We start from the raw sequence: 16,038 nt of genomic DNA, 5'->3' as shown, positions 1-16,038 counted from the left end.
GCTCACACCTCCGCGAGCGCGGGGAGGGCGCGTGCGCGCACCGCGGCGAGCCCGCGTTCGAGGTCGCGGAGGAGGTCGTCGACGTCCTCGATCCCGATCGACAGCCGGAGGAGCCCGGGGTGGATCCCGGCGGCGGCGCGCTCGGCGGGGGTGCGTCCGGCGTGGGTGGTCGACGCGGGATGCAGCACCAGCGAGCGCACGTCGCCGAGGTGGGTCATGTGGCTGAACAGCTCGACGGCGTCGATGAAGGCGGCCGCGCCCGCCTCCCCTCCGGCCACGGTGAAGGAGAAGACGGAGCCCTGCCCGCGGGGGAGCAGGCGCTGCGCGAGGGCGAACGACGGGCTCGACTCCAGGCCGGAGTAGTCGACCGACACGACCTCGGGCCGCTCCTCGAGGAAGCGGGCGACGGCGAGGGCGTTCGCCGAGTGCCGCTCGACCCGGAGCGACAGCGTCTCGACGCCCTGCCGCAGCAGGAAGGAGTTCAGCGGTGACGGCGTCGGTCCGAGGCGGGAGACCACGATGTCCCGCGTGTACGAGACGAAGGCGCGCCGGCCGTGCTGCTCGGTCCAGCTGCGGCCGCCGAAGGACCGCTCCTCCTGGTTGAGGTGCGGGAAGAGCGCGGGGCGCGCCGCCCAGTCGAACGTGCCGGCGTCGACGATCACGCCGCCGAGGGCGGAGCCGTGCCCGGCGAGGAACTTGCTGGTCGAGTGCACGACCACGTCGGCCCCGTGCTCGATCGGGCGGAGGAGGTACGGGGTCGCGAGCGTGTTGTCGACCACGAACGGGAGCCCGTGCCGGTGCGCGATCGCGGCCAGCGCCGGGAGGTTCAGCAGATCGTTCTTCGGGTTGGGGATCGGCTCGCCGAAGAGGACCCGGGTGTCGGGCCCGATCCGCCGCTCCCACTCGCCGAGGTCCGACGCGTCGTCGACGAAGTCCACGCCGATCCCGAGCCGACCGAAGTTCTGCACGAGCAGCCCCCGGTTGCCCTCGTACAAGCGGCGCGACGAGAGCACCCGGTCGCCGGCCTGCAGGATCCCCAGGAGAGCGGAGGCGGTGGCCGCCTGGCCGCTCGCCACCAGGATCGCCTCGGCGCCGCCCTCGAGATCGGCGAGCCGACGCTCGACCTCCTCGGTGGTCGGGTTCCCGTTGCGGGTGTAGAGGTAGCCCTCGTCCTCGCCGGCGAACCGCTCGCGGGCGTGCTCGAAGCTGTCGAACACGAAGCCGGCGCTGAGGTGCACGGGCGTGACGCGCGCTCCGTGGGCGCCGTCGGGCGCGGCACCGGCGTGCACCTGGCGCGTGGTGAAGCCGGCCGCCGCGGAGGCGCGGTCTTCGGGCGCCGGGGTCGAGGTCGCGGCGCTCGCCGCAGTGGTCGCTGTGGTCGCCGCAGCGGTGGTCGCGGTGGTCGCCGGTGCAGTGATCGTCACGGTGTGCTCCTGTCCAGACGCCCTGAAGGCGGATGCCGGGAGCCTGTCAGGCCGAGGGGAGTGCGCGCCGGATCGTGACGGAGTGTGACTGCGAGGGGTGCTGTCGCGGGTTGTGGACGTCGACCGCTCGGAGTCCGCGGGTCGTGCCTCAGCTGTGCGTCGTGTTCGCCCGGATCTCCTCGACGGACAGCTCCGGCGCACCGCCCGCCGCAGCCGCCGGGTCCATCCAGACGAAGTCCCAGTGGTGGCCGTCGAGGTCGTCGAAGCTCTTGGAGTACATGAATCCGTGGTCCTGCTCGCCGGCCGGGGTCGCCCCCGCGGCGAGGGCCCTGCCGTGGAGGGTGTCGACCTCCTCCCTGCTGTCGGCGCTGAGGGCGAGCTGCACCTCGGTCGAGGTGGTGGCGTCGATGATCGGCTTGCTGGTGAACTCGGCGAAGAACTCCCGCGTGAGCAGCATCGCCGTGATCGTGTCGCTGATCACCACGCTGACGGCGTTCTCGTCGCTGAAGCCCTCGTTGATCGAGTAGCCGAGCGACTCGTAGAAGGCCCTCGCCCGGGCGAGATCGGCGACGGCCAGGTTGACGAAGAGCATGGTGGGCATCGGTGCACCGTTCCTGTCGGGACGCCGGTGGCGCGCCGCCGCCGGTCGTGACTGCATGATGATGACCGGCCGGCGGCGGTGTCAAGGAAGCGCTGCCGAGACGGCGGTGGATGCCCGGTGCGGGGCGACCGGAGGAGGATGCGGCGCACGGATGCCGCGGATCTGCTGGACTGGCCTCGAGCACCGCAGCACGAGCAGGAGGGAGCGGAGATGATCCGGACCCTCGTTCCCACCGTCCTCGCGGCCGCACTCCTCGCGGCCGTCTGGAGCGCGATCGGACCCTCGCATCCGGTCTTCGCCGCGGTCGCGCAGATGGTCCTCACCAGCTGGGCGGCCCTGACCTTCGGTGCGCGCACGCGTCCGCTCGAGCAGTCCTGGTTCGACGTGGGTCGCCGCGAGCCGGCGCTGCTGCGCGCGCTCGGTGTCGGCGTCTTCGGCCGGCTGCTCGACATCGTCGGGTGGAACCGCCTCGTCACCCGGGAGCGCGGCTTCGACGGCACGCGCGCGGGGCTGGCCGCACTCGATCAGCACACCCGCCGCTCCGAGGCGGTGCACCTCGCGTGCACGGCCGTCGGAGTCGCGCTCGCCCTCGCCGCGACGGTCACGGGTGCGACGGGCGGCGCGGCCTGGCTGCTCGGGTCGACGATCGCCGTCCAGCTCTACCCCGCGCTGCTGCAGCGGCTGGTGCGGGCGCGCATCCAGCGGGCGGGGCGGGCGGCGCGCGGTGCGCTTCACGTCGCGGACTCGGGAGACAGCGCCCCCGGCGGCGGACCGACCACGGCTCTGGAAGGGCAGTGATCACGGGGTCACCGACGCGCCGCGATCGTCACCGGGATCGGCCAGGGGATGGCGGCGCGCAAGGACATCGCGAGCCACGTCGGGCGGATCGCGCCGGTCGTCCTCCGCCGCCGTCAGCAGGAGAGCGAGGGCCGTGTCGGCGGGGACCCGCTGCGCTGCGCTGATGAAGCCGACGGCCTGCAGCACGGCGATCGTCCCCGGCGTGAGCGGGGCGCGGGACGCCGCCCAGCGACGGACCTCGGCGTCGTCCGTGTCCCCGGTCAGAGCGTCGGCCAGGGGGCGTGGAGGGAGGGCATGGGCGGGCCGGTCAGTGTCCGAAGCCGTGCTCGTGCTCGAGCTCGACGTCGAAGGTGATGTCGTCCTCGCTCGGCTGCACGGGGAACACTCCCGTGAGCGTCCTGGTGCGTTCGCGGATGCGGGCGACCTCGGCCGTGTTGTCCGGCTCCGGGAGATCGGAGGGAGTGGTCTCGGCGACCAGGGCGGCGCCGGCGTTGAGCAGGAACACCGCCTGCACGGTGCCGCCGTCGCCGCCGATGCCGGTGTACTCCACACGGTCCGCCGTGCTGCTCGCGGCGAGGGCGACGCCGTACTCGACCAGAGCGTCCGCCGCGTCGTCTCCGACCAGCATCGTCTTGTTCGCGAAGAGGAGATGCTTCATGCCTCCAGCGTGCGCAGCGCCGGCGCCGACGGGGGAGAGACTTGACAGCTCCTGAGGCGGTCGACAGACGCGACCGCGGCACCCGGTGACGCCCGGTCGCGCCCGATCGTCCTCGGCGTCGCCGAGACGGCACCCGTGGCGTCGGCCGTCCTCTGAGCAGGTCCGCGTCACAGGGACGTGGATCGACGGACCCGTGCTGATGTCGGCCGCCGAGACACCCGGCCGAGAGCAGGGCGACGTGACAGGCGGTGTCAGCGGGACATGCGCCGACGCCCGCGCCGCTTCTCCCCTCTGAGGATCAGGGCGGCGAGGAACGCGGCGAGGACTGCGCCGATGGTGTTCATGAACCAGTCGTTCGTGTCGCAGGAGCGGCCGATCGCCGGAACGCCCGCCTGGACCAGCTCGATCAGGGCGGACAGGCCGGAGACGGCGGCGGCGACGAGCAGGGGCCGGCCGACCGCGACCGCGAGCAGCAGGGCCCCGGGAAGCAGGAGCGCGATGTTCGCGAGGGTGTCGATGCCGTCGAACGGCACCGAGAACTGCACGGTGCAGAAGACCCGCGGCGTCCCGTCGGGCGGATACACGGTCAGCGCGATCCCCACGACGAAGGCGAGCGCGGCGAGGACGAGAAGAGACCTTTCCGCGCCGCGCCGGTGCAGCAGCCAGGCGATCGCCGTGACCACCGCGACCGCGATCCAGAAGGCGATCGGGACGAGCGCGGCGTGGTCGACGAGGAACGTGCTGATCACGGTGCTCCGCTTCGAGGTGTCGGGTTGCGGGATCGGAAGAGGCCTTCCATTGACGGACGGCCGCTCACTCCAGGTCGGCCTGTGCCGTCGGCCGGCAGGCCTTCGGCGCGAGTCAGCTCCGGAGGGGAGAGCCTGCTGCGTCGAAGCGGTAGCCGCCGAAGGCGCCGCTGAGCAGCGGGCGCGCCGTCGCGATCGCGGCCTGGACCCGGGGGAGGGCGAGGGAGGCCCGATGCGCCTCGGCGCTCTCCCACAGCTCGACGACGAAGACGGTGTCGGGCTGCTCGTCGTCGACCCCGACCTCGTAGAGCAGGCAGCCGGCGTCGACGAGGTCGTCGTTGTGCTCGGTGAGGACGGCGACGAGCTCGTCGCGTCTGCCGGGGACGGCCCCGAGGGTGCCGACGTTCACGAAGGTCATGCCGCGAGGGTACCGCCGAGGACACCGGCGGCGGGTGGCCGTCTCGCCGGTCGGAGTGCGGTCGGGACGTCACGCTGGACGGAGTCGCCGTGCTCCCGCCTGCGAACCGCAGACCGGTCGCGCTCGGCCCGACGCCACGCCCGCTCGGGAGGATCGCGTCGCGAGAGAGAGGATCCCCGGTGGTCTCCGCGATCCCCGTCGGGTCCCACCGGCCAGGCATGGGCGTGCTCGGACCGACGGAGTGCGCCCGATCAGCCGGCGGGCCTGCTGAACAGATTGACGACGTTCCCGTCCGGGTCGCGGACGAGGGTGGAGCGGTTGCCCCACGGCATGGTGCTCGGCGGGAGCACCACGTCCTCGCTCCGGGGTGCGAGCTCGGCGAAGGCGCGGTCGACGTCGGCCACCTCGAACTCGAGCAGGACGGAGCGGTTCGACGCGGGGACGACGGCGCCGTCGAGCATCGCGACCGTCGAGGTGCGGGCGATCGCGAGGGTCGCACCCGCTCCCGTGAACTGCGCGAAGACCGGCGCCGGGCGCTCGGCCGGTCGGCCGACGACCTGCTCGTAGAAGGCGACGAGGCCGTCGAGGTCGTCGGTGACGATGCGGATGGAGGTGAACGACATGGGGCTCCTTCAGGGCCGGGATGAGGTGATGGCACCAGGCTCGCCGGTCGTCGCGACACCGTCCTGTCGGTGTTTCCGAAGATCGTCCGGGACTCCGCGAGGTCCGCGGCGGCCGTCCCCGGAGCGGGTCAGTCGTCGACGACGGACCGCAGCCGTCCGTACTGGAGCGCGAGGTCCTCGGCTCGCAGGGTGCGCTGCGGAGGCCGCTCGTCGGTCACCTCGACCGACAGCATCCGGTCGCCGCGGAACGCCCTGACCCCCTCCCGCAGCCGGCACCACGCGATCAGGTACCAGTGCTCCTCCTTCCCGATCGAGCCAAGCGGTTCGACGTCGCGGACCGACTCCGCGCCGCTGCTGTCGCGGTAGCGCAGCCGGACGACACGATCCGCTCGGAGGGCCGTCGCGAACTCCGCCGGGACGACCGCCTCCTCCTCGCTCTCGAGGAAGTGCACCCGGGATGCGACCGCGCCGGCGCGGGCGGCCACGTCGTCCGGCAGGACCGCGAGCGTCTTCCGGGCGGCGGTCCGGGCCGCCTGCCGGAACGGACTGCGCTGCAGCGCGCTGAGGCCGATCAGCACGGCGACGGCCTCCTCCACCGTGAATCCGGCCGGCCCGAGGGTCGCGGACGCGTCGATGACGTAGCCGCCCGTGCGGCCGGGCTCCGCCCAGATCGGCAGACCCGCCTGCTGCAGCGCTGACAGGTCCCGCTCGATGGTCCGCACCGACACCTCGAACCGCTCGGCGAGACGGCGCGCGCTCCGCGGCCGGGGCGAGACCGCCCGCAGCTCCTCGACGAGCCCGTACAGACGATCGGTGCGGTTCACCCGACCATCATCCGCCCGGGCCTTCGGGGTGGCGTCCGTCGCCGGACTCACTGCGGAGAGATCTCCGCGGCAGCGGCCGCCGCGGGGCGCCTGCGGGAGGAGCCGTCCTGACGGTGGGCCGCCCCTGGGAGTCGCCCGTCTACTCCGCGAGCGCGCGCAGGTGCACCGCCGCCCAGGAGCGGAACGGCGTCCACGTCTCGGAGATCTCGTCGATCGACCGGTCGTCGCCGTAGCGCTTCGCGACTTCGTCGCTCAGCCTGCCCTCGTTGCGCGGCAGGACGTCGGGGAAGTTCGCGCCGCGGATCACGACGAGCTCGGCCGAGAACGGCCCCATCCCCAGGATGCTCTGCACCTGGACGAAGGCCTCGGCCGGCTGGAGCGAGCGCAGGTGGGAGCCGGAGAGCTGTCCGTCGAGGGCGGCCTCGGCGATCGCCTGCAGGTACTCCGCCTTGCGGTCGGGCAGGTCGAGGGACGCCGCACGCAGGACGGCCGGGGACGGGAAGGCTCCGTCATCACCGAGCTGCTGCGCGAGACGCGTCCTGACCGCCGCCGCCTGCCGGATCTGCAGCCGACGCGACAGGACCGTCCAGACCGCCGCCTCGTAGGGCGAGAAGAAGCCGCACGGCCGGAACCCGGGGAGCCGAGCCTGCGCGTCCGCGATGACCTCGTCGCGCGCCGCGACGTCGGGCCAGCTGCGCCCGTCGATGTCGATGGACAGCAGCCGACGGACCTGCTCGGTCGCGGCGTCCAGGTCGCCCGGGCCCTCGGCCACGATGCGGGCGGACGGCCCGTCCTGGGTGACCGCGACGTCCACTCGCTGCCAGTCGGCATCGCAGAGGAGGGCGGAGCGGATGCCCGCGGCCTGCGGCTGCGACGCGAGCCGGTTCGGGGTGAAGCCCTTCCAGAACCGCTGGGTGGTGGCCAACGACCAGGGCCCGAGGATCTCGTGAACGGTCTCGAGTCGAGTCACGGTCGGGCCTCGGGGCGCTGAGCGGCGGCAGGACCGTCGGTCCCGGAGGGGGTGGACGAGCCGTCGGGCGGTTCATCGGCGTGTGCCGCATCGGTCGACCGTTCTCCGAAGAGGAAGGCCTCGCCGTCGGAGTAATGGCTGTTCACGCTCAAGTGCTCGGCGAAGCGCTCGTCCCCGAACGCCGCTGTCAGGTCGTCGGCCGAGCGCCACTGCACGTACTCGATGATCCGATCGCTCCGGAGGTCGCGGAAGAAGCTCGTCGAGACGAAGCCCTCGAGCGTTCTGATGTGACCGCGCGTCTCGCTCTCGTTGTACTCGGCCATCCATGCCTGCTTGCCCGCGACGGGCGCCAGTCGGATGATCTCGTGGGCCGCCGTCGGGGCAGCGCGCACCGGATCGACGGGAGTCGCGTCGTCCGGGCTCGCCGTCGCCGAGGTGGTGAACCGGTAGATCCCCTCGTCCACGCGCCACGACGATTCAGTGCGGCTCAGTTCCGCCGCGAAATCCTCGGCGTCGTGGCGGCTGCGCCAGAAGAGCAGCCCTAAGAGGAGATCGGTGCCGGGGGAGGAGGGCGGGCCGAGCACGCGGCACTGCGCCAGCCGGATCGCTCCGCCGTACCCCGTCCTCGGACGTGCGAGCGCTGCCGGCGAGGTGGCCGGATCGGACCGTTCCGACCCCGCGCCGCTCGGGTGCGCTTCTGCGCTGACCACGACGACGAAGGGGGACGCGTCACCGTCGACGGTGGTGCTTCGTGGGGACACTGACATGGGAGGACCTCCGGGCTTCGAGGACGCCGGAGGTTTTCAGCCCCGGATCGACACCGCCGGTGAGACGGGTCGACCACTCCGATGAGAATCGGTCAGGCGATGACGGTACACCACTTCCCTCCCGCCGTCCCGATCCCGGACGCCCGATTCGCATCCCTCGGGTGAAGCGGTCGGTCCCGCTCGGCGGTGACGGGGACAGCCGCCCGACCGGCGACCGCGGCTCAGTACTGCGCCGGCTCGTGCACCTCGACGGAGCCGTAAAGGGGGGCGCGTCGGGCGTACCGCACGGCGTCGTCCCGGGTCGGGCAGTCGAGCAGGTAGTAGCCGACGAGGGCGGACCGCTCCTCCGCTCGGGAAGGGGCCGGAGCGCCGCTTTCTCTGCCCGCCACGGTCAGATCCGTCTCGACGGAGACGTCCCCGGAGGCGTCGGCGAAGCGTCCGGAGTCGACGAGGACGCCGTCCGCCTTCAGCGACGCGTCGTAGTCCGCCCAGGCCGCGTAGTCCTCGGGCGCATCGCCCCCGGCGTAGCTGCCGTCCGACCGCATCACGAGCATGATCTTCATCGCGCCTCCTGGTTCATCCGACCACCGTTCCCCCGGCGGCCGCCTCCGCGGTCGGATCGCCCCCGGGAACCGGCACGCCGAGCCTCCGACCATTCTGGGTCGAGGCGACCGTGCAGGGAAGGGATCGCTACGGAGCGGGATCGTCCGCGTCGAGGGCCTGCTGGAGGAGCCGGAGCGCCTTCGGCCCGACTCCGTGGAGGGTTGCGAGACGGTCGAGGCCCACCCGCCTCACGTCGTCCACATCGTGCACGCCCGCGTCCTCGAGCGCACGGGTGGCCGGGGCGCCGACAACGGGAAGCGGTCGCGGATCCATACGTCCGACACTACGAACCGGACGACCGTGCCGACAGCCGATCATTCGGCGACTTCTGGCGGCGGGTGATTCCGGCGGCTGCCGTCACGACAGCAGCGGCGGCGAAGGCGACCATCGTGCCCAGCCCGTCGAGCAGCGCTCCGAGCCCCACTGCGCCCACGGCCTGTCCGGCGATCAGCACCACGAAGAGCAGGGCCGTGCCGGTCGCCGCGCGGTCCGAGTCGAGAGCGGCGGTCCAGGCGATGAGCGACCCGGTGGCGGCGGTGCATCCCCATCCGAAGAGCAGGCAGGCCGCGAGGGCGGACGGCGTGCCGGCGGCGAGCGCCAGGCCCAGGGTTCCCGCGGCGGCGGTCGCGGTGGTGATGGTCCACGCGGTGCGAGGCGACAGGGTACTGGTCCAGCGGGCGGTGGCGATCGTGACGGCGGAGCGCGAGCCGCTGAGTCGAGCGAGACCTGTCGTCCGCCCGGCCCGTGCTCGTGGTGCCGGAAGGCCGTCGACCGTTCCGCCGATCGGAGGTCGGCACGACGCTCCGGAGGGACTCGAGAACGAGGGACGGAGAAGACCACTGTCTCGATAGCCTCTGGATCGAGACGCCCGGTCTCACGCCCTCCTCCTGCCACCGAGGCAGGGCCCTGCAGCCCCGAGAGGACCGCTATGAGCTTCCCGCCTGTCGACTACGCCACGTACCAGGCCCTGCGTGACGAGGAGATCAGCCATCCCGATGTGGAGGGAGGAGGCTGGAAGCTCGGGCACGCGACGTCCTGGGCGAGGTGGGGCGAGCGCGGTGATCTGGCCGGCCCCGTCACGGCGAGCAGTCCCGAGGAGTTCGTCGAGCTGCAGCCCATGACGACATCCGTCGTGCTGTTCGCGATCAACTGGGGCGGGAAGAACCCTCCCTCCGACCCGACGTTCTGGCAGACCTTCCATTCGCCTGGTCATCGGGGCGACGGCGCACTCCGGAACAGTGTGCGCGCCGCCTACGACGAGGTCCTCGACTCGAGTGCGCCTGTCGCCTACATGTCGGACGTCTTCAAACTGGTTCCGACCCGTGACGCGGGGGCTCTTCGGACGACTCTGCGCGACGAGCAGCAGGCGGGCAGGGACCACGTCGAACGCTGCGCCGAGCTGCTGACCTGGGAGCTGATCACCTGTCGCGAAGGAGCCGACGGCCGGACGCCGGTGGTGGTCGGCATGGGCGACGCCGCGTTCGAATGGCTGTCGGGCACAGGACCGGACACCCGGATCGCCGAAGCACTGGAGAAGGCTCTCGGACCCGACGCCCGGTCGTTCGTGAGGAGGATGCCCCACTACACGTTCGGATCGGCCACCAATCACGAGAGGACGACAGCGCTGACCCGCATCCTTCGGGAGGTTCTCGACGACCTCTGAATCCGCGGCTGATGCTCTCGCTGGTCGCGACTGCTGCCGGACTCCGGGGTCCCGACACCCTCCTGCGGTCCGCGGCCGACGCCTCGTGGTCGTGGTCCCGGGTGGAGGGAGAGGGCGCCCGGGGGAGGTCGTACGCTCAGGCCGCGGGAGCCGGACGCGGAGGCGCCGTGCTGCCACGTTCGACGATCTCAGGGCCGAGGAGGCGCACGACGTACGCCTCCTCGGTGTCGGTCGCGCCTTCGATCCGGCGGACGAGCTGACGCACCGCCATGCTCCCTAGCCGGTCGGGTGCGCTCTCCACGAAGGAGTAGGGGAGCGAGAAGGTGCGCGCGAACTCCTCCGAGAACCGGCCGAGCACGGAGACGTCCTCCGGGCTCCTCGTGCTCCGCGCTCCCAGAACGCTCGGAAGTGCCGCTGCGGCCGCCTCGTTGTTGACGAGCAGGCCCGTCGCCCGAGGGTGCGCGTCGAGCAGGTCTCCGAGCGCCCGGCCGACGTCCGGCTGGGTGGAGGGCGCGAACGACGTGTGCAGTCGGATGCCGTGGGCGTCGGCGGCCTCGAGAGCGGCGTCCTGCAGGCGCCAGACGTAGGCGCCGCCGCGATCGACGACGTGCTGGGGCGGGGACACGAGCACGAGCTCCCGATGCCCGAGGGCGTGGAAGTGCTCGATCATCGCGCGACCGGTCTCCTCGAAGTCGAGGTCGAAGACGTCGACGCCGGAGCAGTCCCTCGGCAGGCCGACGAGGGCGCCCGGCTGCCGGGCGTTGCGCAGGATGTCCAGCCGCGGATCGTCCACGGCGACGTTGAGCAGGACGATCCCGTCGACCATGCGGGAGTCGCTGATGCGTCGCAGGGCGCTCGTGCCGTCGGCGTCGGTGACCAGCAGGATGTCGTATCCGAGCTCGCGGGCCATGTTCGAGACGCCGAGGGTGTACTGCAGCATCGCGGGGGCGAACTCGTCCTCGAGGAACTGCGCCAGCAGGCCGATGACCCGGGTCTGCGAGGTCGCCAGCGATCGCGCGCCCGCGTTGGGCGTGAACTCCAGGCGACGAGCCGCAGCGAGCACTCGTCGGCGCACTTCGGCCGAGATCGGGCGGTTGCCCGAGAACGCGTAGGACGCGGTGCTGCGGGAGACGCCCGCTTCGCGGGCGACGTCTGCGATGGTGGCCACTGTCGTTCTCCTCGGAGGCTGTCGGAGGGCGAGGACCGGTCGGACTGCTGCCGGCTCTCCGCTCAGGTGCAGGAGAGCACGCGGCGGTCGCACCTCATGCTCCTGCATCCAGGGGCCGCTGCCGGTCCGGGTGGGGGGCGCCCCAGCTGCGCCCAGCCTGCCGTGGCATGCCCCGCACACGCTCGAGGCGCCCCGTACGGATACGGGGCGCCTCGAGGTCCGGGTCAGTTCAGGGTGAACTGGACGGTGGTGGTGTTCCCGGCGACGTCGTGGACGACCATGGTGTTGGCACCCTTGACCGCGCCGAAGACGCCCGGCTTGATGAAGTTCACGTCGGACCACGCGTTGTCGGTGAGATCCTTCACGCGACCGTTGATGACCGCCCTGTCGATCCTGCCCGCGTCGTACAGCTTGAAGCTCACCTGGTCGTAGACGCCCTTCTCACCGGTGGTGAAGGAGGGCTCGGTCTTGACCGTGGCCGTCGGCGCCGTGCTGTCCAGCGTCACCGCGAAGGTCTTCGTGGGCGCGATGTTGCCCGCGAGATCCTCCGCGTTGTACTTGACGGTGTAGTTCCCGTCGGGCAGCTGCACCGTGGCCGAGTGCGATCCGGTCCTCGCTCCACCGGCGACCGGGGACTGCGTGCTCGTGACGAGCTTGCCGTCCTTGTAGATGTTGGCCACGATGCGCTTCAGTCCGCGGTCGTCCGTCGCGTCGACCTGGACGGCCAGTGCGGAGAAGGGGCCCGCCGTGGTGGGCGACACCAGCGTGACCGCCGGCTTGGTCGTGTCGGCGACGGCGACCGGCGTGAGCGTCCAGAACCGGTCGGCGGTCTGGGCGTCGGTCGCGGTGCTGGTGGTGGCGCCGTCGGTTCCGAGCACGATGGTCCCGTTCCGGTTGTTCCCCGAGGAGTCCTGGAGCGCGGCTCCGGACGCCTCGTCGAACGCGTACTGCGCGACGGTGCCCGCCGCCGCCCGGCCGCCGGCCAGAGCGGCCACGTCGGCCGCGGACAGCGCCCGGTCGTAGACGGCGAAGTCGTCGATCGCGCCGTCGTAGGCCGGGTCCCCGTACTGCGACTTGCCCAGGTAGTTCCGGTTGGTGTTCCCGAGAGCCGACGGCTTCACCGTCATGTTCGGGTTCGTGGCGACGACCGTGCCGTTGAGGTACATCGTGCCCTGCGTGCCCGAGACGGTGACGACCACGTTCGACCACTGGTTGAGCGGGAAGTTCTGACCGCCGTAGGTCAGTCGCTGCTCGCCCCCGGCGCCGGTGTTCGTGATGGCGAACCGCGGTCCGGCGCCCCCGGCGTTGAGGGTGAGGAACATGTTGACGTTCTGGCCCGTGCCGAAGTCGAAGACGCGGGAGTAGTTCGTCAGCGACGCCGGCTTGATCCAGGTCGAGACCGACCAGTCGCCGGTGAGTCCGCTGACGATTCCGCTGGGGAGCGACCCGTACGACGCCGTCTTGCAGAAGTCCAGTGCCGTGCCGAACCTGCCCGGCTGGCGGGCTCCGCTGACCTGGCAGTTGGAGGTCGGTGCGCCGTCGGACCACTGGATGACCGCAGCGCCCGCGTCCTTGCTCAGGTTGAGGACCCCGAGCGTCTTGCCCGTCGCGTAGTTCGCGAGGCGGACCTTCCCCTTCCCGTCGGGGATGAGCTGCCAGAGCTGCTCGTCTCCGCCGTTCGCGTCGGCGATCACCGCGGCTGCTCCGTTGGACGTCGCGGCGCCGGCGATGGTCAGGGCGCGATCGCTGGGCGTGTGGATGACGCGGTAGAGGCCCTGGCCCGCTGCCGTGATCCTCCACGCTTGTCCGGTCGAGGTCGCGGAGTCGGCCTGGACGACCGGCGTCCCGTTCGCGGTCGCGCCGCCCTGCGTGGCGAGCTGCAGACCGGAGTTCGCGTTGTCCACGGTGTAGTCGCCCGCCAGGCTGGTCGGGCTCTTCTCCGGGGTGACGATCACCTGGTAGCCGTAGGTCGGGTTCATCACGATGGGCACCGTGATCGATCCGTCGCTGGCGACCTCGTAGGTCGTGTTCGAGATGGTGACCGGGCCGTCGGTCTTCACCGTGCGGCCGTAGGAGGCGGTGAAGTCCACCTGGACGTCGACCTTCGAGCCGAGCGACAGCTCGTCGAGCCCGTTGACCTTGATGGACGTGGCTCCGGTGTTGCCGCCGGCGATGACGCGCACTTCGTCGCCCTCGTCGCTGACGGAGGCGGCGCCGTCGAGCGGGCTCTCGTTCGACGGCGGCGTGGTGGTCACCATCTGGCCGCTCATCTGGGCGTACCAGGTGTAGAGCCAGTACGCGCCGTTGGGGTCGCCGTTCCGTCCGGTGAGGAGGTCGCCCAGGGCGCCCGACTGGTTCCAGAACGGGAGCTCGGCGCGGGTGATCCCGTAGCGCTCGAGCTTCGCGATGTAGCCGACCAGCGGGCCGGACAGGCCGACCTCGGCGGGTGCCGCGTACTCGGTGATGTCGATGGGCGGCTCGGGGAGGTCGAGGTCGTCGAGGATGGCCCGGACCTTCTCGACGTCGCCCTTGATCTTCGAGGAGCGGATCAGCTCGTGCCACTCGAGGACGTCCGGGAGGGTGTCGGTCGCCTTCGCGTGCTCGTAGAACGCGCGCATGTTCGTGATGTTGTCGGAGTAGGCGGGGCCCTGGATCGGCATCTCGGGGTCGAGGGTGCGGATCAGACGGTAGGTCTCGGTCCAGAGATCGAAGAAGGAGCCGTTCGACGCCTGCCAGGTGATATCGGGCTCGTTCCAGATGGCATAGGCGACGATGTTCGTCTTGCCGGACGCCTGGGTGTCCTGGACCATCTTCTCGACGGCCGGGAGCCAGGAGGCCTTGTCGTATCGATAGGGCCAGCCGGGCAGGTAGTCCACCAGGCGGACGACGACGCCCGCACCGGCCGACTTCGCGGTGTCTGCGACCGACAGGGCGTCACCGGTCGGCTGCTGGGTGCCCCCCTCGGGCTTCTGCACGAAGGTGTGCGGCTTGATGGGGAGGATCTTGTCGAGGGACGGGACGCCGGCGCTCGCCAGTCCGTACAGGGACCCGCTGGCCATGTGAGTGACGGGACGGAAGGGCTGGTCGGCCTCCACGACGAGCGTGGCTGCGGCTCCGGGTGCCGCTTCCGCGGGAGCGCCCACGGCGAGGACGCTCCCCGCTGCGACGACCGCCGCTGAGACGACTGCTGCGAGGACACGACGCCCGCGGATCCTACGGCGCTGTCGCCGGTCGGCATCCGTGGGAGGCGTCTCGCGTAGAGCGATGGATCTGTTCATCTGCTGTATCTCCATTGATCGAGCGATTGGTCGAACCTGTCCGCCCAGTGCTGCATAGATCATCGAACCGGTTCGATGTGGATTAAAGCATCAACTGGCCGAGGCCTCAATACCTCTGAGCTCTTCGAGCCTTTCGCGCCTGATGCGACATGATGCGTTCGTATCTTTCCGACACCTCTGCACCAGAAGTTGCGAAAGCTTATGAGGACCGTCGAGTGACGCAGGAAAGAGCTGTCGACGGCGTCTCGTCCTGGGCGCGTCTTAAGGGGAGGACCGTGCGGGAGCGGATCCTGGCTGGGCCGCATCGTCCAAGGTCTCGGCCCGGACCGTTCACCGGGGCGGGGTCGAGGGAGAAGCCCCTCCGCCGCGACGAGCGGCAGAGCAGCGACCCTCAAGCGGTTCGGACCTCTACCGTTGCACCCGTGCCTCTCCTTCTCGCCGACCTGCTGTCGTGAGAGCGCTCGTCGCCTGGCTCGAGCACCGCCAGATCCCGCTCTACCTCGCCGCGATCGCCGCCGGCGCCGCTCTCGGACTGCTGCTGCCCGCCGCGCACCACCTCGAGGTCGCGATCGAACCGGTGCTCGCGCTGCTGCTGTTCGCCACGTTCCTCGGGGTCCCGTTCGCCGCGATCGGACGGTCTCTGCGCGACGGCCGCTTCCTCGCCGCGCTCGGGGTGCTGAACTTCGTCGTCGTGCCGCTCGTCGCCTACGGGCTGTCCCGATTCGTCGCCGACACTCCGGTGCTGCTGTTCGGGGTCCTCCTGGTGCTCCTGACGCCGTGCATCGACTACGTGATCGTGTTCGCCGGGCTCGCCGGAGGGGCGTCCGACCGGCTGCTCGCCGCCGCACCGCTGCTGATGCTCGCGCAGATCCTCCTCCTCCCCGTGTATCTGCTGCTCTTCATCGGTCCTGCGGGGGTGGCGGTGGTCGACGCCGGTCCGTTCGCGCGGGCGTTCCTGCTGCTGATCGTGGTGCCGTTGTCTGCGGCCGGGCTGGTGCAGGCCCTGGCGCGCCGACACAGAGCCGGCCGAATCGTCGAGTCCACGATGCTCGGGCTCATGGTGCCGCTCATGACGGCCACGCTCTTCACCATCGTCGCCTCCCAGGCCGGCGCCGTGGGCGCCTCGGCCGGCCGGCTTCTCGTCCTCGTCCCGCTCTACGCGGGATTCCTCGTGGTCATGACCGCTCTGGGGCTGGGTGCTGGACGCGTCTTCCGGCTCGACGTGCCCGCGACGCGCGCCCTCGTGTTCAGCGGCGCGACCCGCAACTCGCTCGCCGTGCTGCCCCTCGCACTCGCGCTCCCGGCACCGCTGTCGCTCGCGCCCGTCGTCGTCGTCACGCAGACTCTCGTGGAACTCGTCGGCATGGTCGTCCTCGTCCGACTGCTCCCTCGGCTCGCCCGAGACCGAGCAGCGCGGGCCGGCCCGGTCTGAGGCGGACTCACCAGCGCCCGAGACGACTCGGGCCTGCAGAAGGGCCGCCCGGGGAGTCGCCCGGG

At 71.4% G+C, this 16,038-nt stretch carries 18 protein-coding genes; 3 read left to right on the top strand and 15 right to left on the bottom strand.

From position 1 onward, the window contains the following. Nucleotides 1–2: 2 nt before the first annotated feature. Nucleotides 3–1,289, bottom strand: a complete 1,287-nt coding sequence (locus C5D09_RS07395) for an O-acetylhomoserine aminocarboxypropyltransferase/cysteine synthase family protein (protein ID WP_104268973.1) — start codon at nt 1,287–1,289, stop codon at nt 3–5. A 283-nt stretch (nt 1,290–1,572) separates the two neighbouring features. Further along, nucleotides 1,573–2,025, bottom strand: coding sequence for a VOC family protein (locus C5D09_RS07385; RefSeq protein WP_104238888.1), 453 nt, complete (start codon nt 2,023–2,025; stop codon nt 1,573–1,575). A 210-nt stretch (nt 2,026–2,235) separates the two neighbouring features. Between C5D09_RS07385 and C5D09_RS07380 the strand changes: the two genes are divergently transcribed. Beyond that, nucleotides 2,236–2,823 carry a hypothetical protein gene (locus tag C5D09_RS07380; protein WP_146085617.1) on the top strand — a complete coding sequence of 196 codons (588 nt, stop codon included), beginning with the start codon at nt 2,236–2,238 and terminating at the stop codon, nt 2,821–2,823. Here the strand turns inward: C5D09_RS07380 and C5D09_RS07375 are convergent, their stop codons facing one another. The 11 genes from C5D09_RS07375 to C5D09_RS17465 all read right to left on the bottom strand — a co-directional run bounded on the left by C5D09_RS07375 (nt 2,824) and on the right by C5D09_RS17465 (nt 8,889). Beyond that, complete coding sequence (locus C5D09_RS07375; RefSeq protein WP_104226536.1) at nt 2,824–3,009, bottom strand: hypothetical protein; 186 nt, start codon at nt 3,007–3,009, stop codon at nt 2,824–2,826. A 121-nt stretch (nt 3,010–3,130) separates the two neighbouring features. Further along, nucleotides 3,131–3,481, bottom strand: coding sequence for a hypothetical protein (locus tag C5D09_RS07370; protein ID WP_104247104.1), 351 nt, complete (start codon nt 3,479–3,481; stop codon nt 3,131–3,133). Between the two features lie 251 nt (nt 3,482–3,732). Beyond that, nucleotides 3,733–4,230: a VanZ family protein gene (locus C5D09_RS07365; RefSeq protein WP_104268970.1), complete on the bottom strand. Its 498-nt coding sequence runs from the start codon at nt 4,228–4,230 to the stop codon at nt 3,733–3,735. Between the two features lie 112 nt (nt 4,231–4,342). Next, nucleotides 4,343–4,645: a putative quinol monooxygenase gene (locus C5D09_RS07360; protein ID WP_104226533.1), complete on the bottom strand. Its 303-nt coding sequence runs from the start codon at nt 4,643–4,645 to the stop codon at nt 4,343–4,345. Between the two features lie 251 nt (nt 4,646–4,896). Then, nucleotides 4,897–5,268 carry a VOC family protein gene (locus C5D09_RS07355; RefSeq protein ID WP_104268969.1) on the bottom strand — a complete coding sequence of 124 codons (372 nt, stop codon included), beginning with the start codon at nt 5,266–5,268 and terminating at the stop codon, nt 4,897–4,899. Between the two features lie 128 nt (nt 5,269–5,396). After that, nucleotides 5,397–6,092 (bottom strand): YafY family protein, encoded by a 696-nt coding sequence (locus tag C5D09_RS07350; RefSeq protein WP_104262256.1) that lies wholly within the window; start codon nt 6,090–6,092, stop codon nt 5,397–5,399. 139 nt (nt 6,093–6,231) lie between these two features. Next, a complete protein-coding gene (locus C5D09_RS07345; RefSeq protein ID WP_104268968.1) occupies nt 6,232–7,062 on the bottom strand; it encodes a DNA-3-methyladenine glycosylase in 831 nt (276 codons plus the stop codon). Continuing rightward, nucleotides 7,059–7,823, bottom strand: a complete 765-nt coding sequence (locus C5D09_RS07340) for a hypothetical protein (protein ID WP_146085616.1) — start codon at nt 7,821–7,823, stop codon at nt 7,059–7,061. Before C5D09_RS07340 ends, C5D09_RS07345 begins: the two co-directional genes overlap by 4 nt. A 227-nt stretch (nt 7,824–8,050) precedes the next feature. Beyond that, entirely contained in the window at nt 8,051–8,392 is a 342-nt protein-coding gene (locus C5D09_RS07335) for a YciI family protein (RefSeq protein ID WP_181135017.1), read from the bottom strand. A gap of 127 nt (nt 8,393–8,519) precedes the next feature. Then, nucleotides 8,520–8,705 carry a DNA-binding protein gene (locus tag C5D09_RS07330; RefSeq protein WP_104268965.1) on the bottom strand — a complete coding sequence of 62 codons (186 nt, stop codon included), beginning with the start codon at nt 8,703–8,705 and terminating at the stop codon, nt 8,520–8,522. Between the two features lie 10 nt (nt 8,706–8,715). Beyond that, the gene (locus C5D09_RS17465) at nt 8,716–8,889 is read right to left on the bottom strand and encodes a hypothetical protein (RefSeq protein WP_181069175.1); all 174 of its coding nucleotides are present in this window, start codon (nt 8,887–8,889) and stop codon (nt 8,716–8,718) included. Nucleotides 8,890–9,360: 471 nt separating this feature from the next. On the opposite strand from C5D09_RS17465, the gene C5D09_RS07325 reads away from it, so the two are divergent. Beyond that, on the top strand, nt 9,361–10,095 hold the full coding sequence (locus C5D09_RS07325) for a hypothetical protein (protein ID WP_104262258.1): 735 nt from the start codon (nt 9,361–9,363) through the stop codon (nt 10,093–10,095). 136 nt (nt 10,096–10,231) lie between these two features. On the opposite strand, the gene C5D09_RS07320 is transcribed toward C5D09_RS07325, so the two are convergent. Both C5D09_RS07320 and C5D09_RS17460 read right to left on the bottom strand, forming a co-directional pair. Continuing rightward, complete coding sequence (locus C5D09_RS07320; protein WP_104226529.1) at nt 10,232–11,263, bottom strand: LacI family DNA-binding transcriptional regulator; 1,032 nt, start codon at nt 11,261–11,263, stop codon at nt 10,232–10,234. Nucleotides 11,264–11,487: 224 nt separating this feature from the next. Further along, on the bottom strand, nt 11,488–14,322 hold the full coding sequence (locus tag C5D09_RS17460) for a LamG-like jellyroll fold domain-containing protein (RefSeq protein WP_219813057.1): 2,835 nt from the start codon (nt 14,320–14,322) through the stop codon (nt 11,488–11,490). Nucleotides 14,323–14,992: 670 nt separating this feature from the next. Here C5D09_RS17460 and C5D09_RS07310 point away from each other — a divergent pair. After that, nucleotides 14,993–15,973 (top strand): arsenic resistance protein, encoded by a 981-nt coding sequence (locus C5D09_RS07310; RefSeq protein ID WP_104268964.1) that lies wholly within the window; start codon nt 14,993–14,995, stop codon nt 15,971–15,973. Nucleotides 15,974–16,038 lie beyond the last annotated feature (65 nt).

It is taken from the genome of Rathayibacter sp. AY1C9 (genome assembly GCF_002932315.1).
In the GTDB taxonomy this organism is placed as follows: Bacteria; Actinomycetota; Actinomycetes; order Actinomycetales; family Microbacteriaceae; genus Rathayibacter.
The sequence above is the reverse complement of the archived record's forward strand: the minus strand, read 5'-3'. Positions and strand labels throughout refer to the sequence as shown.

Coding starts and splice junctions, on each gene's coding strand:
- C5D09_RS07330 (WP_104268965.1), bottom strand. CDS start 8,705: ATGGATCCGCGACCGCTTCCCGTTGTCGGCGCCCCGGCCACCCGTGCG.
- C5D09_RS07385 (WP_104238888.1), bottom strand. CDS start 2,025: ATGCCCACCATGCTCTTCGTCAACCTGGCCGTCGCCGATCTCGCCCGG.
- C5D09_RS17460 (WP_219813057.1), bottom strand. CDS start 14,322: ATGGCCAGCGGGTCCCTGTACGGACTGGCGAGCGCCGGCGTCCCGTCC.
- C5D09_RS07360 (WP_104226533.1), bottom strand. CDS start 4,645: ATGACCTTCGTGAACGTCGGCACCCTCGGGGCCGTCCCCGGCAGACGC.
- C5D09_RS07380 (WP_146085617.1), top strand. CDS start 2,236: ATGATCCGGACCCTCGTTCCCACCGTCCTCGCGGCCGCACTCCTCGCG.
- C5D09_RS07370 (WP_104247104.1), bottom strand. CDS start 3,481: ATGAAGCATCTCCTCTTCGCGAACAAGACGATGCTGGTCGGAGACGAC.
- C5D09_RS07355 (WP_104268969.1), bottom strand. CDS start 5,268: ATGTCGTTCACCTCCATCCGCATCGTCACCGACGACCTCGACGGCCTC.
- C5D09_RS07325 (WP_104262258.1), top strand. CDS start 9,361: ATGAGCTTCCCGCCTGTCGACTACGCCACGTACCAGGCCCTGCGTGAC.
- C5D09_RS07335 (WP_181135017.1), bottom strand. CDS start 8,392: ATGAAGATCATGCTCGTGATGCGGTCGGACGGCAGCTACGCCGGGGGC.